We start from the raw sequence: 26615 nt of genomic DNA, 5'->3' as shown, positions 1-26615 counted from the left end.
GACAAAACAATGGCAAGCGAAACCAATCCACTGGGCCTGCTCGGCATCGAATTTACCGAGTTTGCAACGCCCGATAACGATTTCATGCACAAGGTGTTTCTGGACTTTGGTTTTTCCATGCTGAAAAAGCACAAGGAAAAAGACATCTACTACTACCAGCAAAACGACATCAACTTTTTGATGAACCGTGACCGCGCTGGTTTCTCTGCCGGTTTTGCCAAGTCACACGGCCCGGCCATCACCTCTATGGGCTGGCGTGTGGAAGATGCCGAGTACGCCTACAAGCACGCGGTTGAGCGTGGCGCCAAGGCCGCCCCGGATGAAGTGAAAGACCTGCCCTACCCAGCCATTTACGGCATCGGTGACAGCCTGATTTACTTCATCGACCGTTTCGGCGATGACAACATCTACGCCACCGACTTTGTCGATTTGGATGAGCCTGTGATTGTTCAGGAAAAAGGCTTTATGGAAGTCGACCACCTGACCAACAACGTCTACAAGGGCACCATGGAGCAGTGGTCAAACTTCTACAAAGACGTGTTTGGCTTTACCGAAGTGCGCTACTTCGACATCAAGGGCTCGCAGACTGCACTGATTTCTTACGCCCTGCGCTCACCTGATGGCAGCTTCTGTATCCCCATCAACGAAGGTAAAGGCGACGATCGTAACCAGATTGACGAATACCTGCGTGAATACAATGGCCCCGGCGTACAGCACCTGGCGTTCCGAAGCCGCGATATCGTGGCGTCGCTGGATGCGATGGAAGGCTCGTCCATTGCAACACTGGACATCATCCCTGAATACTACGACACCATCTTTGAAAAGCTGCCCCAGGTAACCGAAGACCGTGAGCGCATCAAGCATCACCAGATTCTGGTGGATGGCGATGAAAACGGCTACCTGCTGCAGATTTTCACCAAGAACCTGTTTGGCCCTATCTTTATCGAAATCATCCAGCGTAAGAACAACCTGGGCTTCGGTGAAGGTAACTTCAAGGCGCTGTTCGAGTCTATTGAGCGCGATCAGGTCCGCCGCGGCGTGCTCTAAGCCGCTTAAGCGCGAATTTGTGACAGGAAAAACGCCGCATATTGCGGCGTTTTTTTTATATCTTTCAAACCCGAGTGACCACCACACTTAACTGACTTTGCAGCGACTGAGTACGGTAGGCTGCTTTTGCATGTTCTTGTTTTATTGCGACGCAAATTCAACCTGATTTAGTGCTCTATTTCAGCACTATCTCACTGATAAAATTGGACTATGATTTAAATTGGCTAAATTATGGCTTGCATTACGACATGAGACACAGGACACCGCTTGCCACCCACTTTCGCGATAAGCATATCTGGCTGGATATGGGCCTGCTGGCGCTCTTGTGTGTGGTAGCCAGCTATATCCCGGTTTTAAAAATCGTGCCTCTGGTGGCTGGGCTGGAACTCTTCAGCTTCTTTTGTTTTCATCTGGTGCCGGTTCGCGGCCGTTTCCAACTGCAGGGCTTTTTAGGGGGCTTTATTTCCAGCACGGCGGTGTACTTACAGGTGCTGAATGACAAAAAATTTGCCGCCACCCGGGAGCGGGATTTACAACTGACGCTGCTGTTTGCGCTCTGTGCCATGCTGATTGAATGCCTGATGATTGTCTGGTTTCTGTCGGGCACTCTGGCCTGGACATACTACCTGCCTTTTTTGATTCAGCTGCTGCTGATTATCTGTGTCATTGTCTTTCTCTCTGGCCAAAAAGAGCAGAGTCCGCAGATTGAGGAACATGGCAACACCGGGATGGCGGAAATTGAACTGCTGAACGACCATCCGATACTGTGGAAAAATGTCATCAAGCTGTCGATGCTGATTTTCATCCTGGTGTATGGCATGCATGTTATTGGCAGCGAACTGCCCCTGTCCCGCAATGCCAGCATCTTGCTGATTTCCCTGTTTGAAGCCCACGCGGTGCTGGCCTCGGTAATGACGGAGCAGTCGCTGTATGTTAAGCAAACAGATCTGCTGACGCAGTTTTACCTGATCCTCTTTGGCAATGCCCTGAGCAAATCTTTTCTGATGTGTAAGGGTCGCAATCTCCGGAACAAAGCCTGGCTGATAGCCGTGCTGCTGATGAGTTTCGTGCTGAGTCTCGCAGCCAGTTTCGCCATCGGCGCCGCAGTGGGAAGCTGGTAGTTTGTCCAAGCGTGCTCTAAGCCATGCTTCCATTCTGAAATCGCGGCCAATGGCCATTTTGATGACCTGAGAATTGAAGTCCATGCCTTACAAGCCCCGGCCCTTATTGCGACTTGTGTCTTACACTTGGCTTCAATTACACTGCTTAGCCCGGTCATTTTTGCCTGAAACCAGAATCCGAATCCATGCCAGACTTCACCCTGTTAGCCGTATTTATTCCCACCTTTTTATTTGTTTCCATCACCCCCGGCATGTGTATGACCCTGGCCATGACTCTGGGCATGAGCATTGGCGTGCGCAAAAGCCTGTGGATGATGGCCGGGGAGCTGGTCGGAGTGGGCCTGGTGGCACTGGCGGCCGTCCTCGGGGTTGCCGCCATCATGCTCAACTACCCGTCGCTGTTTGCCGCACTCAAATACGTTGGCGGCGCTTATCTGGTCTACCTCGGTATTAACCTGTGGCGCTCTCGCGGCAAATTTGCCCTAACGAGTGAACCCGGCCCCAGTCCACATCCGATGGCGCTTATCAGTCAGGGGTTTTTGACCGCCGTGGCCAACCCAAAAGGCTGGGCCTTTATGGTATCGCTGCTGCCCCCCTTTATCAGTGTAGAGCGCCCAATGGCACCGCAGTTAATGGCGCTGCTGTCTATTATTCTTGTCACCGAATTTGCCTGTTTAATGCTGTATGCCAGCGGAGGCAAGAGTCTTAAAGCCCTACTGAGTCGCGGCGACAACTTAACACTGCTTAACCGAATTGCCGGCAGTCTGATGGCGTTTGTTGGTATTTGGCTTGCCTTTGGCGACTGATTGGACCGCATGCGCCACGGGAAAGGTGCCAAAACCGTTGCAAAGCCAAACCGCAGCAGGCACAGTGACAACTTCATAAAATGTAAAAAATACAACACAAAGAACACGTTTTTGGGGGAACCAACATGAAACCACGGCCCGGTGCCTTTACCTTAAAGGGGCTGACTCTCGCCCTTGCCATCGCCCTGCCCTTTGCGGCCACATTTACTGCGCAAGCCAAACTGCCCACCAAGCCGGCACTGGATGACAGTGCCATCTTCAGTGAAATGGCCACTGCCCAGCCTATTTTCGGTAAGTACGGCATGGTCTCAAGCCAGGAAGCGCTGGCCACCCGCATCGGCGTGGATATCCTTAAAAAAGGCGGTAACGCCGTGGATGCGGCCGTTGCCGTCGGTTTTGCCCTGGCGGTTACCCTGCCCCGCGCCGGAAACCTCGGCGGAGGCGGTTTTATGTTGGTGCATCTTGCCAAAGACAATAAAACCATCGCCATCGACTATCGCGAGACAGCCCCTAAAGCATCCAGGCGCGATATGTTCCTGGATGAAGCCGGCAATGCCGTGGATGAACTGAGCCGCAGCCATGGGCTCGCCGTGGGCGTACCCGGCACAGTAATGGGGATGGAACTGGCGCTGGAAAAATACGGCACCATGAGCCTCTCAGAGGTCATTGCCCCGGCGATAGAGCTCGCCGAAGACGGTGTGGAAGTGACCGCCGAGCTGGCAAGCTCCCTCGCCGGGCTGCATAACTGGATTGCCAGGTGGCCCACTTCTGCCGAGATTTTTTACCCCAACGAGGGGCAAAACCTCACCGTGGGCCAGCGTATGGTGCAAAAGGATCTGGCCGAGAGCCTAAAGCGCATCAGCAAGGCCGGCAGCAAGGGCTTTTATGAAGGCGAAACCGCCGAGAAATTGGTGGCTGCGGTACAGGAAGCCGGCGGCATCATGACCCTGGCCGACCTAAAAGCATACAAGGTAATGGAGCGTGAGCCGGTACGCGGCAATTATCGAGGGCTGGAGGTCGTTTCCATGCCGCCGCCAAGCTCAGGTGGCATTCACATCATTCAAATGCTCAATGTGCTTGAGCACTTCCCCATGGGCGAACTTGGCCACAACAGTGCCCAAAGCATTCACTTTATGGCCGAAACCATGAAGCGCGCCTATGCCGATCGCAGTGAGTATCTGGGCGACCCTGATTTTGTGACAGTGCCAGTCAAGGCACTGACCAGCAAGGCCTATGGCGATGCGATTGCCAAGACCATAGCGGCCAATAAGGCGACTCCCTCCGATGACATCAAACCCGGTAAACTGGCGCCCTACGAGAGCGACCAGACCACCCACTATTCGGTGGTCGATAAATGGGGCAATGCGGTGTCCAACACCTATACCCTGAACTTCAGTTACGGCTCGGGCATGGTGGCCAAGGGCACCGGTATCCTGCTCAATAACGAGATGGACGACTTCGCCGCCAAACCCGGCAGCCCCAACGGTTACGGTTTGCTCGGCGGTGATGCCAATGCAGTTGAGCCGCAAAAGCGGCCGCTGTCGTCCATGAGCCCCACCATAGTGATGAAGGACGGCAAGCCCTTTATTGTTACCGGCAGCCCCGGTGGTTCGCGCATCATCAATACTGTGCTGCAAATCATCATGAATGTGGTGGATCACGACTTGAACATTGCCGAGGCCAGTATTGCGCCGCGCATTCATCATCAGTGGTATCCCGATGAAATCCGCACCGAACGCAGCCTGAATGTGGATACCCGCCGTTTGCTGGAGTCCATGGGCCACAAGGTCAACGTCAAGCATGCCATGGGCTCGACCCAATCCATTGTGGTGACTGAAGAAGGCATCTACGGCGCATCCGATCCACGCCAAAGCGCCAGCGAAACCCTGGGTTACTGAAGGACGTTAAAACACGCAGAGGCGCGTTGATTCGCACCTATCGTAAAAAAGCGCCTCAAAGGCGCTTTTTTGTTTCCTCAAAACCCTGGCTGCATTACTCGCGCATCGCCAGTTCCACCAGCGCGGCTGTGTACATTTCCAGATTCAGCTTAAGCTGGTCTCTGGTGATAAATTCATATTCGCTGTGGCCTGTGTACTCCACCCCGGGCATGGCCGGGCCAAAGCTTAAGGCGTTGGGGAAGAGTTTGGCATTGGTTGAGCCACCAATGGCGATGGGCTTGGGGTCCGCTGTGTTGGTGTAGTGGCCAAACACCCCAAGCAGCGTCTCCAGATGGGGCGCATCGTCAATCAACATGGGCGTGCCCCAGTAAGTCTCTATATCAGCCACCTGGGTGCCCCTGGCTTGCTGCCAGCCTTGAATGGCATCCAAGGCAAGCTTATCCAGCGCTTCAGGAGTACGCCCCACCGGTCGGCGCAGATTGAGGGTCACGTCTGCGCCCTCCTTACCCTCGGTAATAAGGGTCGGCGCCAATGTCATTGGCCCCATAAACTCGTCGCTGTAGCCAAGCTTGCCAAAGCGCTCACCATAAAGCCCTGTGCCCACCAGCGTATGTAAAAAGTCCGCAGTGACGGCTGCCGTGGTCATGGGCCAGTCAGGAATGCTGCCATCGGCTGTGGGCGAGAGCAGATCAGCCAGATAGGCCAGCGCATTTATACCATCTTCCGGTGTGGACGAATGGGCCGCCTTGCCTGTGACATGGATTGTGAGCCCCAGCGGCTCATCAATGAAGTCAGTCTTGACTGGCAAGGCCTCTGCACGGGCTTTCAGAGCGGCTACCAATTCAGGGTTGGCGTTTTGAATCACAGCCCTCGCCTGCTGTGGTATTTGACTGGCAAAACTGCCACCGGTGAAATGTGTTAACACCGGCGTATCTGCGCCCACTTTCACCATGACGCGGGGCAGACTGAGCTTGATTTGGCTCCAGCCCTTCTCGCCGGTCACCACGGGATATTCAGCATCCAGAGTGATATTGATATCGGCGCTCTGGTAAGTTTTCAAAAACTCCTTCAAGGGCTCCCAGTCCGACTCTTCAGCCATATAAACCAGAAGCTCGATGCGCCTCTTAAGCACAATGCCGCTGTCTTTGATGGCTTTCATGGCATAAAGCGCAGTGGCGATGGGCCCCTTGTCATCCTCGGCGCCTCGGCCTACCAGCTTGCCATCGGCCGTTTCGGTCAATTCATAGGGGCTTTGGGGCCACAGGCTGGGGTCGGCAGGCTGCACGTCGCCGTGGGTGATCACCCCAACCTTTTTCACATCTGTCCCGGCCCCTTCGGGGGACAGGCTTATCAGCATCACGTAGCCGTTGTCCTCCACATCGAGCCCCAGCATCCGGGCTTTAACCCCGAGAGCCCGTTTGAAATCGGCAAACACAGGGTCGGTGTCCGGGGTCAGGCCCTCCCGGGCGCGGGTATCGTAGCCGACCAGGGTTTTCAGGGTCTCGATTTGAGCCTGCTGGAAATTCGACGCCGCATAGGAGGCCACCTTTTGGGCATCCGGTGAAGGCGCTGCGGCCAAGCCAGGCATAGCAAGCATCAAGGGGATAAGGGCGGACAGGCGGCTCAGGGTAAAGGGGTTCGCAGGTTTCTTTGTCATGTTCTTTGTCATGTTCTTTGTCATGTTCTTTGTCATGTTCTTTGTCATGTTCTTTGTCGGCATTGGTGGTTTTTGGTTTTTGTTTTTGGTTTGGGGTTTTACAAAAGCAACCTCGCGGGCGGCTTGTTCCGTCAACGGTGTTGATAGTTCAGTGTGCCACACCCAAGGCACAGGAATTAACCACTTACTCATGGTTTGTTACAACAAAATTTCCGAGGGTCTTGGCGACCAGTGGCTGACATGTTACACAAGGGGCTGACGCCCGATGGCGGCCGCCTGGGAAGGTAATTTGGTACTGCTTGGGCGCAAAATTCAAACATACATCACGCCGCCATCTCACACACACACTCGATACAGGAAACGAACCATGAAGGGACAAACCCTCAAGCCGCTTGTTGTGGCCATGACACTGTCACTGGGCCTCACGGCCTGCGGCAACGACGAAAACAAACAGACCAAGGTCGCCAACACGCCAGCTACCGCCGTTGAAACAGCTTCCGCCGGGATTTCTGAACAGGCCGCCGTTACCGCTGTAAACCCCTTCTTCGAACCCTACAATACGTATCAGGACATCCCGGCCTTCGACAAAATCGAAGAAGCCCACTATCTGCCTGCCTATAAAGAGGGCATCACGCGTCAACAGGCTGAAATTCAGGCAATTATCGACAATGCCGACGCGCCCTCTTTCGCCAACACCATCGAAGCCATGGAGCAGAGCGGCAAGCTCATCAAGCGCGTATCTGCGGTGTTTTATAACCTGACCTCCGCCGACACCACCCCTGGCCTGCAGGCGATTTCCAAGGAAGTCTCGCCCATGCTATCGACCGCCAGGGACGATATCTTCCTCAATGACAAGCTGTTTGCCCGGGTAAAGGCTGTGTATGAGCAGCGCGACAGCCTGGGGCTGAATACAGCCCAAAGCCGCCTTTTGGAAGACACCTACAAAGCCTTCAGCCGCGGCGGTGCCAACCTGGATGAGGCCGGCAAAGCCAAGCTGCGTGAGCTAAACGAAAAAATTGGCAAGTTGAGCCTGGAGTTTGGTGACAATGTGCTCGCCGAAACCAATGGTTTCGAACTGGTGGTGGAAAACAAAGACGATTTGTCCGGTCTGCCCCAAAGCGTGATTGATGTGGCCGCCGCTACCGCCAAGAGCCGCGGCAAAGAAGGCAAATGGGTGTTCACCACCTCCCGCCCGTCCATTACCCCATTTTTGACCTACGCCGACAACCGTGAACTGCGCCAGCAGCTGTACACCGCCTATGTTGAGCGCGCCAATCACAACGATGCCCGCGATAACAAGAAGGCGCTGGCCGAAATCGCCGCCCTGCGCGCCGAGCGCGCACAGCTTCTGGGCTATAAAACCCACGCCCACTATGTGCTGGAAGAAAACACGGCGAAAAACCCTGACAACGTATACGCCCTGCTGGACAAGGTATGGCCTGCTGCCATTAATCAAGCCAAGTCTGAAGTGGCCGAGATGCAGAAGCTGATTGATGCCGAAGGTGGCAACTTCAAGCTGGCGCCATGGGACTGGGATTACTACGCCGACAAAATTCGTGTCGCCAAGTACAGCTTTAACGAACAGGACACCCGTCCCTACTTCTCGCTGGATGCCACCATCGAAGGCGTGTTTTACACCGCCAACCGCTTGTTTGGCCTGACCTTTAAAGAACGTAATGACCTGCCCAAGTACCATGAAGATGTGCGTACCTGGGAAGTGTTCGATAAAGACGGCAAGCTGCTGGCCATCTTTTTAGGCGACTACTACGTCCGCGACTCAAAGCGTGGCGGCGCCTGGATGAACGCCTACCGCTCACAGAGCGGCCTGGGTGATGAGCGTGTCGTGCCCATTATCGTCAATGTGCTCAACTATCCGCGCCCAACCGCGACTGAGCCTTCGCTGCTGACCTTCGATGAAGCCAGTACCCTGTTCCACGAGTTTGGTCATGCCCTGCACGGTATGCTGTCGAACGTTGAGTACGAGGCCCAGTCAGGCACCTCAGTACCACGGGACTACGTTGAGTTCCCATCCCAGGTCACCGAAAACTGGATGACTCAGCCAGAAGTGCTGTCGCAGTTTGCCAAGCACTACAAAACCGGTGAAGTCATTCCAGAAGAGCTGGTCAAGAAAATCCAGGCCGCCAGCAAGTTCAATCAGGGCTTTGCCACGGTTGAATACCTTGCCGCCACCAAGCTGGATCTCGACTGGCACACCCTTGAGACCAGCGAAGTGCAGGATGCCGCTGCCTTTGAGGCCGCCAGCCTCAAGAAAATGGGCCTGATTGACGAGATTGCGCCGCGTTACCGCTCAACCTATTTCAGCCATATCTTCTCCGGTGGTTACTCAGCCGGTTACTATGGCTACATCTGGGCCGATATCCTCGGCGCCGATGCCTTTGAAGCCTTCCGCGAAAGAGGCATCTTCAACCAGGATACCGCCAAGGCGTTTCGTGCCACCGTGCTGTCTCAGGGTGGCAGCGAAGATCCGATGAAACTGTACCGCGAGTTCCGTGGTAAAGAAGCCAGCATCGAGCCACTGCTCAAGAGCCGCGGTCTGCTGTAATGAAGGTTGTTTGAATTGCATCCTAAAGGCGCCCTCCGGGGCGCTTTTTTATTAGCCGCTGATAACGCCAACCCCCATCGTTACATGTTCAGAAAACCAGCACCCGTGAGACAAGACACAATTTGATACGCCCTTTCTACGCTTCGGTCACATTTTTGCAAGCTCTGGAGCTGATACTCTTCCCGACCCCAACGCCGTCGCGCTGGGTTGGATGATGGAGCGTGCCCACAGAGGCGCGCCCGGGGTTAACATTTCAAGAGATATGGATATGAATCAAAAACATCTGTTAGCGGTAACCATTGCCGCTGCACTGGGCGTCAGCGCCTGCGGCTCTGATAATAACGACGTGGAAAAAGAGGTTCTGGTGGATCTGCGGGTGATGGAGACCACGGATCTTCACACCAACATCATGGACTTCAACTACTACAGCGGCAAAGAAGATCCAACCATAGGTCTGGCCCGCACCGCCAGCCTTATCAAGGCTGCCGCCAATGAAGCCCCCAACCATGTACTGGTGGATAACGGCGACCTGCTGCAGGGCAGCCCCATGGGCGACTATATGGCTAAAATCGGCATCGCCGATGGCGCCGTACACCCCGCCTACAAGGCCATGAATTTGCTGGGTTACAGTGTAGGCAACATAGGTAACCACGAATTCAACTATGGCCTTGAGTTCCTCGAAAAATCCCTGGCCGGTGCCGAGTTTCCTTACATCAACGCCAACGTCTACTGCGCCGACGATAACGGCTGCTGGAAAGGCATCAAAAAGGGCGAGCATTTGTTCACGCCTTACGTGATTGAGGACAAAGAGGTTATCGACCAAAACGGCGATAAGCATGTCCTCAAAATTGGCTATATCGGCTTTGTACCACCGCAAATTATGCTGTGGGACAAACAAAACCTGACCGGCAAGGTTGAGCCAGCAGACATCCTCGAAACCGCCCAAAAGTACGTGCCTGAAATGAAAGCCAAGGGCGCCGATATCATTATCGCCATTCCACACTCTGGCATTGGCTCGGTGGAAAACCCAGGCGATGCCATGGCTGAAAACGCTACCTATGCCCTCACCCGGGTTGAAGGCATCGATGCCATCATGTTTGGCCACAGCCATTCCATCTTCCCGGACGCGCGCTACAGCGACCTGCCAAATACCGATGTGGAAAAAGGCCTGTTGAACGGCGTTGCAGCCGTGATGCCCGGCCGCTGGGGTGACAACCTGGGCGTGGTTGACTTTGCGCTGGCCCGCAAGGACGGAAAGTGGACAGTGCTCGATGTTAAAACCGAAGCACGCCCCATCTACGATGGCGCCAACAAAGCGCCACTGGTGGAAGCCGACAAAGACATTCACGATGCCGTGGAGCTTGAACATCAGGGCACCCTCGCCTTTGTGGACGAACCCATAGGTGTGGCCGCAGCCGACATGTACAGCTTCCTCACCCTGGTGCAGGACGACCCAACGGTGCAAATCGTTTCTGACGCGCAAATCGCCAATGTCCGGGCCAAGCTGCCGCCATCACTCGCACACCTGCCGGTGATATCGGCTTCCGCTCCCTTCAAGGCCGGTGGCCGCCACGGCACCACCTCAGATGCGGATCAGTACGTGCAGGTAGACGCAGGCGAGCTGACCTTTAAAAACGCCGCCGACCTTTACCTCTACCCCAACACCATGGTGGCGGTAAAAGCCACGGGCGCCGAGCTTAAAGACTGGCTGGAATGCTCAGCCAATCAGTTCAACCAGATTGACCCCGCCAAGAGCGAGCCGCAGTTCCTCATCAACTGGGCTGGCCATCCAACCTATAACTTCGATGTGCTCGACGGCATGACCTACAAGATTGACGTAACCCAGCCAAGCAAGTTCGACCGTGACTGTAAGGTTGTGAATGAAAACGCCAACCGCATCGTGGATCTGGCCTTTAAAGACAGCGACGGCAAGGTTTACAGCGGCGAAGAGCTGCTGACCAAAGAGTTTATTGTCGCCTCCAACAACTACCGCGCCTTCGGCGGCAAGTTTGCCGGTACCGGCAGCGACCATGTGGTGCTGGAGCTACCGGACACCAACCGCGAAGCGCTGGCGGCTTACATCACCGCCGAGTCGAAGTACAACGACACCACAGGCCAGTACGAGGGCATGGTAAACCCCACCGCCGACTACAACTGGGACTTTGTGACCATTAACAGTGCCGTGGCGCTGGATGTGCGATTCGAGACCCAGGACAGCGCCAAGGCCGATGCCTTTATCGAGCAAAACAAGCAGCGCGCCATGACCAAGGTCGGCAAAGACGAGTTGGGTTATGCCGTGTATCGCATCGATTTGACCAAGTAATCACTTTCTGCAATTTCAGTGACCCGTTAAAAATGGCGCCCCCGGGCGCCTTTTTTATTACCCTTCAGCGGTTGGGCTGCAGATAAGCCTGCGTTTTACCAAAGAGTCCAATCCCCTGATGCAAAGCGGGTTTGCTTCTGTCATCCCACTTCCACTTAATGGGTTGAGTAAGCTGCATTTTCAGGAAACACGCCAAATCCATAGGCCGCATCAAAGTGATTATTTTTTGAGAAACTTTCAGTAAAAAACGCTGTAGTCAGGTACTCTGGCTCCGCACCTTATTTCCCCGCTGAGCCAAACCCGGCCCAGAACTCTGGCATGACACAGTACTCTTCCCCAGTGCCGGTACAGGTGCCCTGGCGGGAACCGAACCAAGACGATGAAAGCCAGCGTAACCCAATCAGAATCAGTCATACTAGGTCACAATCGATTCTCAGCCGGTTTTTATAGGGTGATTATCTTTATCCAATCAGGTAGTTAACATGACAATAGCGTTTGAGACTCAAAGACTGAGCGTGGTCGAAATAGTGGATGGCGTTGCTTTGTCTGAACGCTCTGACTTACTTGAGCGTGTGCCCGCGATGTTAACCCCGGCAGTAGTTGAACATCTTCCCCCCTACTTTCACGGCGTTAACTCCCGCGGTGCGGCAGACATCTGGCTTGAACGCATGTTGCGAGAAAGCCGGTTACTTCAGGTCAAATCAAAAACACACGAAATCATGGGTTTCCTGTTTATCTACGTAGAAAACGAGCACCATGCCCACATTGGCTATTTGCTTGCACAGGCGTATTGGGGCAAGGGCCTGGCCACTGAATTACTGCAGGGATTCATTGGCGCAGCTGCCAACACTGAGTCATGGTTAACCCTTGTTGGCGGCGTTGACCAGGCCAATACAGCATCAACTAAACTGCTTGAAAAGCTGGGCTTTACAGCCCAAAAACAGGATGGAAACAGCCCGGTGTTTTATGAGTATCGGCTCTCTCGAGCGATACCGGAACAAGTCAGTCAGAAGGGGGCTGTGCCTTAGCCCAGCGTTTAATGCATAGTAAAGGTGTCAAACCAGTGGAGAGCAGATTATGAGTAAAAAGCATTCTGGTTCTTGCCTTTGCGGCGAAGTGCGTTATGAGATTGATGGCGACTTTGAGCGTTTTTTTCTGTGTCACTGCCATTATTGTCAGAAAGATACCGGCTCTGCCCACGGGGCGAATCTTTTCAGCACCTCAGCGACGCTGAACTGGGTCTCAGGCGTTGATAAGGTAACCCTGTTCAACTTGCCTTCAACGCGCCACAGCAAAGCATTTTGTGCCGTTTGCGGCTCACCGGTGCCACAGCAATCGACCGATAATTTACTGGTCGTCCCGGCTGGCAGCCTCGACAGCGACCTCATCATTCCCCCCAACGCGCACCTGTATATGGCGAGCCGCGCCGCCTGGGAGCATGATTTGGAGAGTTTGCCGCGTTTTGATGGACTGCCGACATAGCTGGGCCGCCAGTCCACCAAATAGGCCTTTCGAGCGAGAGACAGACTGAGACACTTAAACCGAGCCAGCAATTGCCCACCAAATCATCATTTTGGTGAAAGCCAGCGCCCGGAACGGTGCAACTAATTGATACAGCTTCGACAATGTGGAAATAGCATGAGCCAGAGTATAGATACCGATATAGCCCCCGTGACCAAAGCGGATTTGGAGGCTGTTATGCAGCTGGTGCTGGAGGTTGCACAGCAAGATGTGTTACCTCTGTTTAGTCAGGAGGGGCAAGAGACCTTTTTAAATCGGGTACTGCCAGATGTTGAAACAACCTTCGACAGCAGTAAATTCATCGCCTTAAAAGCATGTCAGGGCAGTAAACTTGTCGGCTTTGCTGCACTTCGGGACGGCAACTTCCTTACTCACCTATTTGTCGATAAAAGCGTGCAAGGAAGTGGGCTTGGAAAGACGCTGCTGAGCACCCTGCTTGGCCGCACTGAGGCCAATGAGGTGAATCTGTGCTCCTCTGTCAATGCCGTGGGCTTTTACCAGCACCTGGGCTTTTCCCCCACTGGCCCGCAAGCGCAAAAGAATGGTGTTCGTTTTGTGCCCATGAGTATTAAACGCTGAAAAAAGCATTCACCAGAAACAAAAACACCGCAACTCATCTGCGGCGTTTTTTGTTGGACGCGCCATGACTTGCCAGCGCGGCAATTGGCTTACTGCTTGCTTGCCTTCGTGGCCGCTTTTGTGGCCAAAACCTCTTTCATGGGAGGCACCAGCGTAGCAGGGTCGAGGCGCATCTGATACCAGTTAAGGCGCCAATCCAGATGCGGCCCGTTGGCGCGGCCGGTGGCACCGACTTCGGCTATCTTGTCGCCCTGCTTTACCCTGTCACCCACCTTTAAATAGAGCTTGGATAAGTGCAGAAAGCTTGAGCTGACACCGTAGCCATGGTCAATAATCAGGGTGCCTCCGGAGTAGAACATATCCGGCACCGCCAGCGTTACCACACCATCGGCGGGCGCCACCACCACGGTGCCGGTTTTGGCCGCCACGTCCACACCAAAGTGCGGATTGCCGGGCACCCCGTTGTACACACGCTGACTGCCATACACCCCAGAGATACGGCCTGTTAAGGGCCAGACAAAAGGCTTGGCAAAGGCGGTAATATCCGAATCGGTTGCCCTTGCAGCCTTGGTCATAGCGCTGTCTTTGGCGGCACGCTCCTGCGCCGCCGGATCGGGCTTCATGATTTTTTGTGCGATACCATTGACCTCAGAAATCCGGTATTCCCGCTTGGCGAAGGTCAGGGGTTTGATTTCGGTGAGCCCATCGGCGTAGATCACTTCAAGAGTCTGCTCAAGCTCACCTTCTCGCTCCACCCCAAAGGCAAAGTTACCTTCCGGGGTGACCCTCAGTGGCTCGCCATTGAGGCTGACACTGCTGCCTGCAGGCACCTTGCCACGAATAAGCGAGCCCTGCTCCATCTTGCCACTGAGTTCAATCTGCGCCATCGCACCATGGGCGAATGTCAGTAACAGGGCGGCAATCCAGGGCTTTAACATTGGTGGTCTTCCTTAAGCAGCGTGATAGGTTCAGTCGGCAGCGATTTCGGCTGCCGCAATGGCGCCTTTGCCAATGCCTTCGTAGGCAATCACTTTAAAGTGGCTGCCGGGCACCTTTTCGGCGAGGGTCTTGGCCATAAAGTCCGCCAGCAGCTCTACCGTGGTGTCGTGGGGGATGATGTCGCAAATGGCCCTGGGCATGGCGAGCTGGAAATCCCCCTGGGGTGCCTGATAACGAAAGCCTATGTGGGAATTGTCATCGATGCGGCATTGGGCCGACAGCTCAAGCTCGGCTACGGGTACCACGTCTTCCTCGGTACCCAGGTAGATATCTTTCCAGCGCTTGGCCCAGTAGGCATCCCAGTCTGGCGCACTCTCCCCATTTTCGAATATCTGCACCGGGCTGCGATGGCCATGGGCGATACGCTGGCAGTTGCCATCGTGTTTTTTAAGCCCGTGACTGTAATGGTAAAAGGGGCCACTGAGAGACTCGGTTCTCAACGTCAAATGAATGCCATCGACATTGTCTGGCAGCGCTTCACGCAGGGCCTTACGCAGGAATGCGTTCACGGCTTCAAAATCGACTTGCTCGGCGGGAATAAGGGCAAACGCCTGACTTGGACAAGCCAGATGTATGTTGCCTACGTCACTTTGAAAGTCCATCCACACTCTGTCGCCCTGCTGCTGCCAGCGCACATTGGATGAGGCCGTTGGGATAAGCAGCCTGTGGTCGGCCACTCTGTCGATGGTGTCTTTAATGGTGCGCTTGACCTTGGCAAAGTCCAGCACCATGTTTTGACTGTCCAGTCCCCCTTCGAGGACCACATCCACTATCCAGCTCTCTCCCACCATGCCACGCTTGGCGCAAAGGTAGGAAAAATCGAGCACGGTTAAATCTTTAACAAAAAGTTGCATAACACTCCCGGGCAGAGAAACAGTCTGCCGTGATTAGCGGCCGGGCCGCAACACCGTCTGACGGGCAATAGCCGAAAGGCGGTCACTCAGATGTCAATTCTAAACAATTCACTCGCCCCCGGCGAGTCTCAATGGCGTGAACAGGGCTAAATTTACGCCCCTCACCAACGGCTTGTGCCTCTGCTGCACACTAAGGCTGCAGCTCGCACTATTCACCTATGCCACTTCTGCAAGGGTCGGCGTACAATTCCGATTGCTATCCCAGGCAGTCAAAGGAGATGACATGAAAAGTTTCGGCGCCAACATCTTTGTATTTGATGGTCCAGCGGTGTCCTTTTATGGCATGCCCTATACCACCCGCATGACCATAGTACAGCTTAAAAATGACAAACTCTGGGTGCACTCCCCCATTGAACTCAATGATGAGTTGATACGTCAGGTGAATGCTCTTGGTGAAGTCGCTTATCTGATTTCCCCCAACAAACTGCATCACCTCTACATTGCCGCCTGGCAGACACGCTGGCCAGAGGCCACGGCCTTTGCCGCCCCCGGTGTAGCCAATAAATGCCAACACCTGCACTTTGATGCGGACCTTACCGACAAGGCACCGGCAGAGTGGCGAAGCGAAATCGAGCAATGCATTTTTAAAGGATCGCCGGTGATGGAAGAAGCCGTGTTTTATCACAAAGGCTCGCGCACCCTCATTCTCACTGATTTGATTGAAAACTTCAGCCCGGGGCATTTCAATGCCTGGCAGCGACCACTTGCCCGGATAACAGGCATTCTGGCTCCCAACGGTAAAACGCCGCTGGATTGGCGCTTATCTTTTATGAATGGGCGGCACAAGGCAAAAGAGGCGGTGGCGCAGTTTCGTCGCTGGCAGCCTGAGCAGCTGATACTCGCCCACGGAGAATGCGTACATGAAAACGCCATGGACTTTGTGGAACGCTCGTTCAGCTGGGTCGGCCTTAAGCAAACAGAATCAGCACCTGCATAGGACCCAAAGGATACTTTCTACCGAAGCAAACCTGCATGGGCAGTACACAGACTTGCTGCCAAAGTGCAGGTATCGTGAGTTGAACTGAGCCTAAAGTGCCGGTAATACGCAGCTATTGAGACAAACTGTGAACCGGGTGAGATAAGAAAGGCGACCACCTGGGTCGCCTTTCTTTATGCTTTCCTTTATGTCTTTTGGAGCTTATTCGCCCTTTAAGCGGCGATGGAGCTGATCTTTCAGGTTGGCCGGTACGCCTTTAATCAGCAGGGTGTCGGAGATGGGGTCGTAAATCACCCGCTCGCCCAGATGATGACCATCGAAACTGATAGTGACACCGCCGCCGGTACCTGAGAATTTTTTCAGCTGCCTCAAAGTAGACTTGTCCACTGGGAACTCTTCTTCCAGATCGTAGTTGCCTGTCGTGGCAAAATCGTAGAAGGAGTCCATGCCCGAGTCCGCCAACTCATCGGCGAGATCTTTAATGTCTACTTCGGCACCTGCATCGAAACGCTCAGAGCAATATTCAAACACCTTGTCGCGACAGGCCTGACGTTCATCCTTGGTCAGCTCACTGCCAGCCACAAAGTCTTCCACCGCAATCATCAGACTCTTGTTTTGCGCCTTGGGGTTAATGCCCTCAACACAGCCCATAAAGTCGAGGAAGAAATCCGCTACCTTGCGGCCGGCGCGGCCACGGATAAAGGAGATGTACTTGCGGCTTTCTTTATCGGCCTGCCATTCGGTCAAATCGATACGGGCGGCAAGCTGGATGTTGTTCAGGTCCAGATGATTCACCTGGGTCAGCTCCATGTCATCCAACACCGTCATGGAAGACTTGGCACTGAGCAGTGCCACGAACAAGTAGTCACTGGCCATATGGCTGTAACAGGCCAGCAGTAAAAAGCCGCCCTGGCTGAAATCGTATTTGCCGAGTTCATCCTGCAGCAACTTACTGGCTTGGCCCGTAAATTCCACGAAGCCAAGGCCACCATCGAGGTAGTCCTTCAGGCCGTTTGCAAAGGCCGGATTGGCTTCGCCGTCATTGCCATGGGTGCCAAAAAAGCCGAATCCCTTGCCGGATTTGCTGGTGTAAGACTGATGCAGTTCTTCCAGCATCAGCTCAACCGCCTGACTGTTCAGCAGTGGCTGCGGGCGAAGACGGCAGCTGAGCTGGCCCTCATGGGTTTGGGCGATTTCATGGATGATTGCCTGTTCTACTTTAATCGTCATACGCCTTGATAGTGATAGCCGTGGAAATCCGGTATTATATGCCGCTAACCCAATCCTTTGTGAAACATTTTTTGACTATGGCTATTCAATCCAAATACACCAATACCCAAGTGGAAACCCTAATTGCAGAAGTACTGGCCGTGCTGGAAAAACACCAGGCCCCCACCGACCTTGGTCTGATGGTACTGGGCAACTGCGTCAGCCACCTGCTGGAAACCAAGGTGCCTGCTGCCAGCCGCGCCGCTGTGGCCGAGCAGTTTGCCAAAGCGCTTAATCAGTCGGTGACAAAAGCCTGATAAAGCTGGCACCCACACGGGAAAAGTGCTTAAGATACCAAGGTGTTAACCTGTCCCAAGGATAAGAGCGAGCGGAATGGTTGAGAGGAAACAACAACTGGAGCGTGACAAGGTGTCACGACTGGTTAACTGGGGCCACTGGTTTGCCCTGTTCAACGGCTTTCTGGCACTGATTGTTGGCAGCCGTTATCTGGAAACCGTTGGTCTTCCCGAGACCCTCACCGGCTGGGGCTATCTCGCATTGGCGAGCATTGGCCAGTTTTCCTTTCTCGCCTTCTTACTGTATCTGCTGCTGATTTTCCCCGTCACCCTGCTGCTGCCCTACTCAAAAATATTGAGGGGGCTGGCGGCAACGGTGGCCACCCTGGGCCTGTGTATTCTGCTCTACGACACCATAGTGTACGACGACTACGGCGTGCACCTGTCGCCCTTTGCCTTCGATGTGGCCTGGGCCGATTTACCTTCACTCCTGAGCGGCACCTCTTACATAGTAACGCCCATAGGGATTTTGGCACTGGAGCTGACGGCGGCCAATTTCCTGTGGAAACGCATTGTTAAAATTGAAAAATGGCGCATCGGTGGCAAGGTGGCGGCCGTGGTGGGCAGCTGTTTTATTGCCAGTCATCTGGTGCACATTTGGGCCGATGCCGCCAAGGTGAAGGACATCACCCGCTACGATGATGCTTATCCACTGTTTTATCCGGCCACGGCAAAAAGCTTTATGGAGTCACACGGGCTGGACTCCGCCGGAGGGCTTTCCAAACTCGGCGAGCAGCAGCAACTAGGCTACTCCCTTGACGCCTTAAGCTGCAAACCTCAAAGCAAGCCCAATGTACTGATTGTGGCCGTTGACGCCCTGCGGGCAGATATGCTTAATCCGCAAACCATGCCGTTTTTGAGCAGCTACGGCAGTGATAATCAATTCTTTGATAAACATTTAAGCGGTGGCAATCAGTTCCAAAGCGGCATGTTCTCCCTGTTTTATGGTCTGCAGGGCAGTTACATGGCAGCGGCCGACTTCCAAACCATATCGCCACTGTTAACCCAGGGATTTGCCGCTTCGGGCTATGCCCTCAAGCGCTTTGGTCCTGCGTCCAACGAAATCAATCCCCGTCCACTGGCGCTCTTTAATGACTTTGACGCCGCCCTGATGGATGACAGTGAATCCAGAGCACTGGCCGATATTCAAAGCCGCGAAGCCTTTGAAGACTGGCGCAGGCAACAAATATCGCCCTGGTTTGCTCTGGTGAATCTGGGCGCACCGGACACCTACGACACCCCGGTGGGCTTTGCCGGTATTGAAACTATCAAGGCTCCTCAGGGTATGGCACCGGCTCAGCGGGTGCTCTTCAGTCAATACCGTCAATCGCTGCATTTTATAGATAGCGAACTGAAAAGCCTTATCAGTCATCTCCCTGCCGATACACTGGTAATTATCACCGGAACCAGTGGCAAGGCCTTCACCAGCAATGAGACAGAAGCCAGGCGGGATTTGTCCCCCCAAAGCGTTCGCGTGCCCTTGATTATTCACTGGCCCGGCGGTGAGCAGGCACAGATTAACTACACCACCAGCCATCATGGTCTGGCCCCTACCCTGATGACACGGGTGCTGGGCTGCACCAATCCCATTACAGACTACAGCGCAGGACGCCAACTGTTGATGCCAAGCGAGCAGCCATGGGTGTATGTGGGTGATAACCGGTTCTTTGCCATTTATCAGGATGATGAAATCACAGTTATCGACCGCCATGGCAAATACGATATCTACAGCAGTGATTTTAAAACCCGATTAAACAAGAAATTAAGCGCCCCGGATCTTATCCAGGTCATGCGTGAAGGCAGGCGACTTTATCACCAGTGAAACCGCCGTGCGCTCGGCAATTGGTGACAAAACGACAGCTTAGGACACAAACTAAGCAATCAAACCAAATAGTTGTCATCAAGGCTTGCACTGCTTAGCGGCTCTTGATAAAGTTCGCCTCGTTGAGACGGCACTGAACTGCGCAAGCCGCTCAAAGTATTCGGTATGTAGCGCAGCCCGGTAGCGCACTGTCATGGGGTGTCAGGGGTCGGAGGTTCGAATCCTCTCATACCGACCAAATTCAACAAAAAAGCTCAGCAGCAATGCTGGGCTTTTTTGTTTTATTGATGTTCTCGACGTTACATTGAAACCAAAGCGGATGGGGTGTCAGGGGCCATCGGCCGAGTGTCGGACCATCGCCTCCTCTCATGCCGACCAAATTCAACAAAAAAGCTCAGCAGCAATGCTGGACCTTTTTAATTTTCGCTTTATCTCCCATCTAACCAGCATCCTATCTCACACTGATTTTCACATCACTTTCATCAGTTTACGCTGCCGAATATTGTGAACAACGCGTTAACGCTCTACAGTGAATAGCAGAAACCGGGTTGATCTTTTAGGGGAGCATTCTTGCGGTCTTTTTTTGCTGCATCGCCGCCACGCACTGCCATCATACTGGCGATTTTTGGCTTTTTACTGAACCTGTATCCGCTGCCACTGTTTGCCAACGTGCAGTTGATTTTGGGTAATGCTGCCTATGTGATTGCCGCCGTTATATTGGGTCCCCGCTACGCCGTTGCCGTGGCTCTGGTTTGCGCTGCCGGCCTCTTTTTGACTTGGGATACCAAGCATGTATTTGTCCTTTTCCCACTCGAGGCCCTGGTGTTGGCGCTTGCCAGGAGACGCGGCATTTACTCCCTCTATGCCGGTGTGGGGTTCTGGCTGCTGATTGGAACTCCCCTGTTCTACCTTTACGGCCTGACCTTAACTTCCCTGCCCGTAAGTCACCTGCCCTTTATCGCCTTTAAACAAGCTATTAATGGTCTGTTTTACATAGGTCTGGGGGCCGTCCTGCTTCTGATGATGCCTAAACTGGCACAAATCAATCCCGGTTACAGGAACGCGCCGGAACGCTTCAGTGATAAGCTGACCTACAGCTTTACGCTGTTTATCTCGCTGGCACTGCTGATTGCGGCCTTACTGTTCAACCAGTTTTTTATTGACCGCCAGCAGCTGCTTATTAAAAAGAATCTGCAGGACAATGCCGTACATTTGTCGCAATTAACCTTTGATTACCTGCGCGAACATCAAAGGGCCATCATTCAGGGTGCTGAATGGCTGTCGATGATGGGAGATGACTTTGAGAGGCAGGATTGGCTCACTCAGTTCAACCATGGCTACCCCGCCTTTTTAACCATGTTGATTGCCAATGACCGAGGCAACATAGTGGCCGCGAGCCCTGCGGCGCGCATGATGGATGATGCGATTAAAAACGGGGCTTACAGCGTTATCGACCGCCACTACTTTAAAGAAGCCTTTTATAATCAGACGCCCTTTATCTCGCCGGTATTCCTGGGAAGAGGTTTTGGCAGTGACCCCATAGTCGCTGTCAGCGCCCCGATATACAGCCCAGGCCGTTCGAGTCATCCCGCCGGTATCCTGGAAGGCTCGCTGGATTTAAAGCGTTTTGTGCTAATCGACAGGCAAAATCGGCATCATTCCGAGCAATATTTGCTGCTGACCGATGACAACAATCGGGTGATTTACGCCTCGGCGCCGCTGAATATCGCCTCACTCAGCGAGTTCGCATCAGCAGAGAGTGGCCTTGAGTATCGCACCAGTTTGCAGCTGATTAACCTGCACGATTTACACAATCCCAACCCCGAGTATATATACGCTGAAGAGCCACTGGCGAATGGTTGGCGTCTCATGGTCTTAACGCCCTTCGCACCACTGATGCAACTGGCCGAAACGCAGTTTTTACGCACCTGTATACTGCTGATTCTCAGCATGGGGTTCTGCTTCTATCTGGCCCGTTTGATAAGCCGGATGATGACAGGCTCACTCGAAACCATCGCCCATGAATTCAAGAGTCCCGGTGAGCAACCCAAGCCCCTGCCCGCCGATGCACCGGCCGAAGTACAGGCGCTCTATCAGAGCCTGAAAGCGAGTCAGCGGCAATTGCTGAGCTATCAGTTGGAGCTTGAAGAAAAGGTTGCCATCCGCACCCTCGAGCTTGAAACAGCCAATCAGAAGCTGCAGGCGCTGGCACAGCGCGACCCCCTCACGGGTTTATATAACAGGCGCCATGCAACCGCAGAATTTGCGCCTTTGCAGGCCATGTGTGAACGCAGCGGTGAAGCCATCGCTGTGGTTATCCTGGATCTCGACTTTTTTAAAGCCATCAACGATACCCACGGGCATTTGGCCGGGGATGAGTGTCTGCGTCAGGTGGCTATTCTGCTCACACAACACTTCAAGCGGGATTCTGATCTGGTTGCCCGTTATGGCGGGGAAGAATTTTTACTTATCCTGCCGATGACCAATGCACTGAAAATTGAGCATCACCTCAACCAGCTTCGCGAGGATCTGGCAAGGCATCCTGTGAATCATCCCTCCGGCGATGAGCCGATTAACCTGTCTGTTTCAATCGGTGCCATGGTGGCCAATGCCAACTTCTCTGACTCTCTGGAAGCCTGGCTCAAGGTCGCCGATGACAATCTCTATCAGGCCAAAGCCGAGGGCCGCAATCGGGTGGTCTGCACCTTAATCAGTGACGGCGTTCCCACACCATAGGTCATGTTCTGCAGGAGATAATCCTTGGTTCTGCTGATAACCCACAGCTCACAACGCATCACGCCGAGGCCTTTTTATACGCCATCGTTCACGTATTACCCCAGTGACGGCGTCTTTTGTCAGCAGTCAAAGCTACGGCGTCGGCTCTACTTCCTTTGCGTGCTGTGTATCAAATAAGTCCTTGATTACCGAGAGCTGAAATTCATAAAACGGGTTCCACTTCTGGCGCAGCATCTCATCGGCACTGACAGCAAAGATACCGCGCTCCCCCCGTGATGCTGCCGCACCAATCTGGATCCTGTCCTTGTGCGGTGCGACACCCTGACCATAAAGGCTGTCGGATTGTGAAAATGGCAGCGCCACATGGGATAGGGAATAGACATTCATCGGCCAACTCTGCGCCAAGATTATCGCCTCCCCTCGGGGCGCCACAGGGGTAAACTCGACTGCATGCGGGTGACTGCCATCGTCCAGCGTTCGGTTTTGAACCACACCGACTCTGGCCTTCATTTGGGGTGAGCGGTATAGCGGCTCAAGCTCAAGTCTCGGGTCCCTCTGAGTAAGCCGTTGATTAATTGGGCTACGGTTAACATCATATAGCACCAACTGATGCCTGGACTCATTCAAATTCAGATATAAGGACTCGACTACCGCGCGACTGGACACCGTATCATCAGCCATGGATTGGAAGGTCAGTAACGTTGGCAGCAACGCCTTTTGACCTGGGGTTAAGGATTGCAATTGCCGCTGATTCTCCTCCGCCAACTGATACACCATATCCCCTGCATTTACCGCAAACGACACGTACTTAAAGGGGTCGTATTCGCTTCCCAGGGCATTCCAGGCAAGCTTCTCCAGCCCAAGCCACTCACCCAGACGCGCCTGCCAATATGCGCCGCGCGCAACCGGCGCAAGCCCGATGGCAGGCGACAAAAAGACCATGGCCTGACTATCTGGTGTCTCGCCAGCCCCAATACGCTCAAGCTCATGGTGCAACGCCAACGCTGCGCCGGTTGAAAAACCCACGATATACAGTGGTCGTTCACCGAGTCCGGATTTAAGGTGGCGTATCGCCAGTGCAACCGCCGCACTCATGTCCTGCCACTGGAGTCGTACCAGCCCTGAAGGCAAGGTCCCATGCCCCGGCAATCGCAGGCCCAATACATGGGCGTTCCCCTTAAGATCCTTTGCCAGATTTGATAAGGCATAGGGCGAGTCAGACATGCCATGGAGCAATAACACCCCATAATCGGCGGCGGCATTGGGCCACTCGTAGCTCCAGTTCCAATCCTGCGACCAATGGCTGGGCGCCGATAAACTCCCCTTTACATAACGGTTCACCGGCGAGTCCAGACCTGCGGTTTTGGCATAGATACGCGTCTGGATTTCCTGCTTGAGCGCTTCCTCCAGAGCCAGATACCCGGCAAAATCCCTTACCTCAGACTGACGGATAAAACGATGCTGCAAGTCTGTGGTATGCCAAATATCCAAGTCAGGACGGCTATTCAGAAACCACACGCCAAATCCCAATGCCGTAATACACACGCCCAAGGTGCCGTACACCACGGCAATTAACAGGTGTTTTGACGTACTCAGCAGCAGGGTTTTCATGGGTGGATGTCCTTATGCCAGATAAAAAAAGCCGGCAAAAGCCGGCTTTTTTTCAATCGTAGATAGTAGGTATGGGCTGACGCTTGTGCTGGGTCGCTTTGTAAATACCCACCAGCTTGTCTTCAACCGACTTGGGCACCTCTTTACCTTCGAGAAAGTCATCAATCTGGTCGTAGGTCAGTCCCAGTGCTACTTCGTCTTCCAGACCCGGGCGATGGCATTCAAGATCAGCCGTTGGGGCCTTGATCACCAGCACTTCCGGGGCTCCCAGATGACTCGCTATCTGCCTTACCTGGCGCTTGTTGAGGCCAAAAAGTGGTGCCAGATCGCAGGCTCCATCGCCCCACTTGGTATAAAAACCGGTAATATTTTCGGCACTGTGGTCGGTTCCCACCACCAACCCACCGGTGAGACCGGCGATTTCGTACTGGGCAATCATGCGCATTCTGGCTTTCACGTTGCCTTTGACAAAATCCACCTTGCTGGTTTCAGGCAGTTCAAGACCTGCAGCTTTAAACCCGGTCAGGGTTTCAGTGTGTATGCCATCGCTGCCACTGCCCACGTTTACAGTCACCAGCTTGCTTGGCTGAATAAATTCACAGGCCATTTGCGCTTCGTGCTCGTCTTTTTGCACCAGATACGGCAAACGGACCGCGATAAAACGGTATTGTTGGCTGTCGGTTTCCTGGTTGAGCTCATTGACTGCCAGTTGGCACAAGCGTCCGGCTACTGAAGAGTCCACCCCGCCGCTAATCCCCAGTACCAGGGTTTTGCTGTGGGCTTCACGCAGCTTGGCCTTGATAAACGCTACCCGGCGCTGCACTTCAAAGTCTGGCGTAATGGCTTTGAGTACCCGCATTTCACGCAAAATTTGTCCTTTCACACTTCACTCCGCTGTCGCAAACAAAGCCCGAACCCGCTGCAATATTTTTCTAGCGCGCGGCCGGGACCGCCCCGTAAACTGGGGTAAATTGTTTCATATCAGGTGGCAGATGCAACAGGAAATTATTGATTTCAGGCAAAGTCAGTCGCTGGCAGGCGCAGAGCTCAGCCGCGCCTGTTATCAACATTTTGACTTTGGTCGCCATGTCCACGAAGACCTGCACTTTGGCGCCGTTGTCCGTGGGGCTCAGGCGTTCAATCATAAGGGGACCGGACATACCCTCAGCCGGGGCGATGTATCAACCTTAAGCCCCGATGAGTGCCACGATGGGGTTGCCGCTTCTGACGCGGGCTATGAGGTGCTGGTATTGTCGCTGCCTCAGTGGCATTTGGACAGGATAGCTGTAGAGCTGGGTGTTACCTTTGGGGGATTTTGCCAGCCTAAACGCGAGGATATGGCGCTTTACCAAGCCTTTGTGTCTCTGCACCGGCTGCTTTATCACGGCGAAAATCCCTTGCTTGAAGAAACCGCGCTGCTGGATTTCTTTCAGCGCCTGCTGGGTCACTCTACTGCATCTGAAAAAGTCAGTAACACAGGCACAACCAATGCCGGATTAAGCCGTGAAATTCGCCTGGCCAAAGCGCTGATGGCCGACAGCCCAGATCCCGTGACTCTTGAGCTTCTTGGCGAAATAACAGGGCTCGGTCGCTACCGGTTGCTGCGCCATTTCAGGGCACAAACGGGGCTCAGCCCCCACCAGTGGCAACTAAGGCTAAGGCTTGAACGGGCCAAAAAAAGCCTGATGCAAAATAATGGCACTTCGCTGACTGACATCGCCCATCAGCACGGTTTCAGCGATCTGAGCCACTTTAATCGCCACTTTCGGATGGCCTTTTTAACTTCACCCAGCGCTTATCGCCGCGCTATCAGGAATTAATAGATGTTGGACTTCACCCTCCTTGGCAGCATCGCCGTCATTCATGCCATAGCGCTGGCAAGTCCGGGGCCGGACTTTGCCATCATGCTGAAGGTATCTCGCTATCAAACCCGCGCTGTTGCCATGATGACTGCGTTGGGCATTGCTGCGGCCATTTTGGCCCATACCCTTGCCAGTCTCACAGGCCTTAGCCTGCTTATCCACACTACCCCCTGGCTGTTTGGGGCGGTGCAGGCGCTGGGCGCCGCTTATCTGGGGTATATGGGGATAGGCGCGTTGATATCGGTGCGAAAACAGTTTTTATTGCGAAGGGAGCTGCCATTGTCATCGCAGTCAACACCAACGGATGCGCCGCCAAACCCAGACTCCATGCTGAGCACAGCAAAGGGCTTTCGTTTGGGCCTCTACACCAACTTACTGAATCCCAAGGCTTTGGTGTTTTTCCTGACCTTGTTTTCTGCCATGGTGGGCCCCGAGGTAAATAGCGCTACCCGGATGGCGTTGCTGTTGCTGATGTTTACCCTGTCCTTCGCTTGGTTTGGACTGCTCGCCGTGCTGCTCACCAAAGGCAGCAGTCAGCGCGCGCTGGTGCGCATGGGGCCCATTATTGATCTGGTGACGGGTGTGCTCTTTTTGATGGTGAGTGTGGCCATACTTTTCGGGTTGGCCACCGAGTATGTGGGATAAGAAAGCTAA

Annotated in this window: 22 protein-coding genes and 1 tRNA gene; 17 read left to right on the top strand and 6 right to left on the bottom strand. The window is 53.9% G+C overall.

Annotated elements, in window-relative coordinates; translation table 11 throughout:
* Window positions 1-9: 9 nt before the first annotated feature.
* The 4 genes from hppD (at window position 10) to ggt (ending at window position 4872) form a co-directional block, all read left to right on the top strand.
* Window positions 10-1047 (top strand): 4-hydroxyphenylpyruvate dioxygenase, encoded by a 1038-nt coding sequence (hppD, locus tag K0H63_RS08400; protein WP_220067549.1) that lies wholly within the window; start codon window positions 10-12, stop codon window positions 1045-1047.
* 248 nt (window positions 1048-1295) lie between these two features.
* The gene (locus K0H63_RS08395; protein ID WP_220067548.1) at window positions 1296-2168 is read left to right on the top strand and encodes a DUF4010 domain-containing protein; all 873 of its coding nucleotides are present in this window, start codon (window positions 1296-1298) and stop codon (window positions 2166-2168) included.
* A 185-nt stretch (window positions 2169-2353) separates the two neighbouring features.
* On the top strand, window positions 2354-2974 hold the full coding sequence (locus tag K0H63_RS08390; RefSeq protein WP_220067547.1) for a LysE family translocator: 621 nt from the start codon (window positions 2354-2356) through the stop codon (window positions 2972-2974).
* Between the two features lie 125 nt (window positions 2975-3099).
* Entirely contained in the window at window positions 3100-4872 is a 1773-nt protein-coding gene (gene ggt / locus K0H63_RS08385) for a gamma-glutamyltransferase (RefSeq protein ID WP_220067546.1), read from the top strand.
* A gap of 94 nt (window positions 4873-4966) precedes the next feature.
* On the opposite strand, the gene K0H63_RS08380 is transcribed toward ggt, so the two are convergent.
* Window positions 4967-6529, bottom strand: a complete 1563-nt coding sequence (locus tag K0H63_RS08380) for a dipeptidase (RefSeq protein WP_258405682.1) — start codon at window positions 6527-6529, stop codon at window positions 4967-4969.
* Between K0H63_RS08380 and K0H63_RS08375 the strand changes: the two genes are divergently transcribed.
* From K0H63_RS08375 to K0H63_RS08350, 6 genes are all read left to right on the top strand, one after another.
* Window positions 6528-6788 (top strand): hypothetical protein, encoded by a 261-nt coding sequence (locus tag K0H63_RS08375; protein ID WP_220067962.1) that lies wholly within the window; start codon window positions 6528-6530, stop codon window positions 6786-6788. The two genes, K0H63_RS08380 and K0H63_RS08375, sit on opposite strands and share 2 nt — an antisense overlap.
* A 108-nt stretch (window positions 6789-6896) precedes the next feature.
* Window positions 6897-9092: a M3 family metallopeptidase gene (locus K0H63_RS08370; RefSeq protein ID WP_220067544.1), complete on the top strand. Its 2196-nt coding sequence runs from the start codon at window positions 6897-6899 to the stop codon at window positions 9090-9092.
* 268 nt (window positions 9093-9360) lie between these two features.
* On the top strand, window positions 9361-11415 hold the full coding sequence (locus K0H63_RS08365) for a bifunctional 2',3'-cyclic-nucleotide 2'-phosphodiesterase/3'-nucleotidase (RefSeq protein WP_220067543.1): 2055 nt from the start codon (window positions 9361-9363) through the stop codon (window positions 11413-11415).
* A gap of 482 nt (window positions 11416-11897) precedes the next feature.
* On the top strand, window positions 11898-12443 hold the full coding sequence (locus K0H63_RS08360) for a GNAT family N-acetyltransferase (RefSeq protein WP_220067542.1): 546 nt from the start codon (window positions 11898-11900) through the stop codon (window positions 12441-12443).
* A gap of 49 nt (window positions 12444-12492) precedes the next feature.
* Window positions 12493-12897, top strand: coding sequence for a GFA family protein (locus tag K0H63_RS08355; RefSeq protein WP_220067541.1), 405 nt, complete (start codon window positions 12493-12495; stop codon window positions 12895-12897).
* Between the two features lie 216 nt (window positions 12898-13113).
* The gene (locus tag K0H63_RS08350; protein ID WP_258405681.1) at window positions 13114-13515 is read left to right on the top strand and encodes a GNAT family N-acetyltransferase; all 402 of its coding nucleotides are present in this window, start codon (window positions 13114-13116) and stop codon (window positions 13513-13515) included.
* An 89-nt stretch (window positions 13516-13604) separates the two neighbouring features.
* On the opposite strand, the gene K0H63_RS08345 is transcribed toward K0H63_RS08350, so the two are convergent.
* Both K0H63_RS08345 and K0H63_RS08340 read right to left on the bottom strand, forming a co-directional pair.
* Window positions 13605-14402, bottom strand: coding sequence for a M23 family metallopeptidase (locus K0H63_RS08345; protein ID WP_434086762.1), 798 nt, complete (start codon window positions 14400-14402; stop codon window positions 13605-13607).
* A gap of 81 nt (window positions 14403-14483) precedes the next feature.
* A complete protein-coding gene (locus K0H63_RS08340; protein ID WP_220067538.1) occupies window positions 14484-15368 on the bottom strand; it encodes a 6-carboxytetrahydropterin synthase in 885 nt (294 codons plus the stop codon).
* A 283-nt stretch (window positions 15369-15651) separates the two neighbouring features.
* On the opposite strand from K0H63_RS08340, the gene K0H63_RS08335 reads away from it, so the two are divergent.
* Window positions 15652-16365 (top strand): DUF4336 domain-containing protein, encoded by a 714-nt coding sequence (locus tag K0H63_RS08335; RefSeq protein ID WP_220067537.1) that lies wholly within the window; start codon window positions 15652-15654, stop codon window positions 16363-16365.
* A 201-nt stretch (window positions 16366-16566) separates the two neighbouring features.
* Here the strand turns inward: K0H63_RS08335 and yejK are convergent, their stop codons facing one another.
* A complete protein-coding gene (yejK, locus tag K0H63_RS08330; protein ID WP_220067536.1) occupies window positions 16567-17595 on the bottom strand; it encodes a nucleoid-associated protein YejK in 1029 nt (342 codons plus the stop codon).
* A 77-nt stretch (window positions 17596-17672) separates the two neighbouring features.
* On the opposite strand from yejK, the gene K0H63_RS08325 reads away from it, so the two are divergent.
* From K0H63_RS08325 to K0H63_RS08310, 4 genes are all read left to right on the top strand, one after another.
* Window positions 17673-17891: a YejL family protein gene (locus tag K0H63_RS08325; RefSeq protein ID WP_220067855.1), complete on the top strand. Its 219-nt coding sequence runs from the start codon at window positions 17673-17675 to the stop codon at window positions 17889-17891.
* A gap of 76 nt (window positions 17892-17967) precedes the next feature.
* Entirely contained in the window at window positions 17968-19752 is a 1785-nt protein-coding gene (locus K0H63_RS08320) for a DUF3413 domain-containing protein (RefSeq protein ID WP_220067535.1), read from the top strand.
* A gap of 161 nt (window positions 19753-19913) precedes the next feature.
* Window positions 19914-19990 (top strand) — tRNA-Pro (locus tag K0H63_RS08315).
* 332 nt (window positions 19991-20322) lie between these two features.
* Window positions 20323-22488, top strand: a complete 2166-nt coding sequence (locus tag K0H63_RS08310) for a sensor domain-containing diguanylate cyclase (protein ID WP_220067534.1) — start codon at window positions 20323-20325, stop codon at window positions 22486-22488.
* Between the two features lie 132 nt (window positions 22489-22620).
* Here K0H63_RS08310 and K0H63_RS08305 read toward each other — a convergent pair whose 3' ends face one another.
* Both K0H63_RS08305 and nadE read right to left on the bottom strand, forming a co-directional pair.
* Window positions 22621-24099 carry an alpha/beta hydrolase gene (locus K0H63_RS08305; RefSeq protein WP_220067533.1) on the bottom strand — a complete coding sequence of 493 codons (1479 nt, stop codon included), beginning with the start codon at window positions 24097-24099 and terminating at the stop codon, window positions 22621-22623.
* A 52-nt stretch (window positions 24100-24151) separates the two neighbouring features.
* Window positions 24152-24982, bottom strand: coding sequence for an NAD(+) synthase (gene nadE, locus K0H63_RS08300; RefSeq protein ID WP_220067532.1), 831 nt, complete (start codon window positions 24980-24982; stop codon window positions 24152-24154).
* A 109-nt stretch (window positions 24983-25091) separates the two neighbouring features.
* Between nadE and K0H63_RS08295 the strand changes: the two genes are divergently transcribed.
* Together K0H63_RS08295 and K0H63_RS08290 are read left to right on the top strand one after the other, a co-directional pair.
* Window positions 25092-25919 carry an AraC family transcriptional regulator gene (locus K0H63_RS08295; RefSeq protein WP_220067531.1) on the top strand — a complete coding sequence of 276 codons (828 nt, stop codon included), beginning with the start codon at window positions 25092-25094 and terminating at the stop codon, window positions 25917-25919.
* A gap of 3 nt (window positions 25920-25922) precedes the next feature.
* Window positions 25923-26606, top strand: coding sequence for a LysE family translocator (locus tag K0H63_RS08290; RefSeq protein ID WP_434086753.1), 684 nt, complete (start codon window positions 25923-25925; stop codon window positions 26604-26606).
* The last annotated feature ends 9 nt before the right edge of the window (window positions 26607-26615 follow it).

Origin of the sequence: Shewanella zhangzhouensis (genome assembly GCF_019457615.1) — a bacterium.
Classification (GTDB): Bacteria; Pseudomonadota; Gammaproteobacteria; order Enterobacterales; family Shewanellaceae; genus Shewanella; species Shewanella zhangzhouensis.
This window is presented reverse-complemented; position numbering and strand designations above follow the sequence as displayed.

What these genes read in the sequence shown, in the direction of transcription:
- hppD (WP_220067549.1), top strand. Translation starts at nt 10, where the DNA reads ATGGCAAGCGAAACCAATCCACTGGGCCTGCTCGGCATCGAATTTACC.
- K0H63_RS08395 (WP_220067548.1), top strand. Translation starts at nt 1,296, where the DNA reads ATGAGACACAGGACACCGCTTGCCACCCACTTTCGCGATAAGCATATC.
- K0H63_RS08390 (WP_220067547.1), top strand. Translation starts at nt 2,354, where the DNA reads ATGCCAGACTTCACCCTGTTAGCCGTATTTATTCCCACCTTTTTATTT.
- ggt (WP_220067546.1), top strand. Translation starts at nt 3,100, where the DNA reads ATGAAACCACGGCCCGGTGCCTTTACCTTAAAGGGGCTGACTCTCGCC.
- K0H63_RS08375 (WP_220067962.1), top strand. Translation starts at nt 6,528, where the DNA reads ATGTTCTTTGTCATGTTCTTTGTCATGTTCTTTGTCATGTTCTTTGTC.
- K0H63_RS08380 (WP_258405682.1), bottom strand. Translation starts at nt 6,529, where the DNA reads ATGACAAAGAAACCTGCGAACCCCTTTACCCTGAGCCGCCTGTCCGCC.
- K0H63_RS08370 (WP_220067544.1), top strand. Translation starts at nt 6,897, where the DNA reads ATGAAGGGACAAACCCTCAAGCCGCTTGTTGTGGCCATGACACTGTCA.
- K0H63_RS08365 (WP_220067543.1), top strand. Translation starts at nt 9,361, where the DNA reads ATGAATCAAAAACATCTGTTAGCGGTAACCATTGCCGCTGCACTGGGC.
- K0H63_RS08360 (WP_220067542.1), top strand. Translation starts at nt 11,898, where the DNA reads ATGACAATAGCGTTTGAGACTCAAAGACTGAGCGTGGTCGAAATAGTG.
- K0H63_RS08355 (WP_220067541.1), top strand. Translation starts at nt 12,493, where the DNA reads ATGAGTAAAAAGCATTCTGGTTCTTGCCTTTGCGGCGAAGTGCGTTAT.
- K0H63_RS08350 (WP_258405681.1), top strand. Translation starts at nt 13,114, where the DNA reads ATGCAGCTGGTGCTGGAGGTTGCACAGCAAGATGTGTTACCTCTGTTT.
- K0H63_RS08345 (WP_434086762.1), bottom strand. Translation starts at nt 14,402, where the DNA reads ATGGCGCAGATTGAACTCAGTGGCAAGATGGAGCAGGGCTCGCTTATT.
- K0H63_RS08340 (WP_220067538.1), bottom strand. Translation starts at nt 15,368, where the DNA reads ATGCAACTTTTTGTTAAAGATTTAACCGTGCTCGATTTTTCCTACCTT.
- K0H63_RS08335 (WP_220067537.1), top strand. Translation starts at nt 15,652, where the DNA reads ATGAAAAGTTTCGGCGCCAACATCTTTGTATTTGATGGTCCAGCGGTG.
- yejK (WP_220067536.1), bottom strand. Translation starts at nt 17,595, where the DNA reads ATGACGATTAAAGTAGAACAGGCAATCATCCATGAAATCGCCCAAACC.
- K0H63_RS08325 (WP_220067855.1), top strand. Translation starts at nt 17,673, where the DNA reads ATGGCTATTCAATCCAAATACACCAATACCCAAGTGGAAACCCTAATT.
- K0H63_RS08320 (WP_220067535.1), top strand. Translation starts at nt 17,968, where the DNA reads ATGGTTGAGAGGAAACAACAACTGGAGCGTGACAAGGTGTCACGACTG.
- K0H63_RS08305 (WP_220067533.1), bottom strand. Translation starts at nt 24,099, where the DNA reads ATGAAAACCCTGCTGCTGAGTACGTCAAAACACCTGTTAATTGCCGTG.
- K0H63_RS08295 (WP_220067531.1), top strand. Translation starts at nt 25,092, where the DNA reads ATGCAACAGGAAATTATTGATTTCAGGCAAAGTCAGTCGCTGGCAGGC.
- K0H63_RS08290 (WP_434086753.1), top strand. Translation starts at nt 25,923, where the DNA reads ATGTTGGACTTCACCCTCCTTGGCAGCATCGCCGTCATTCATGCCATA.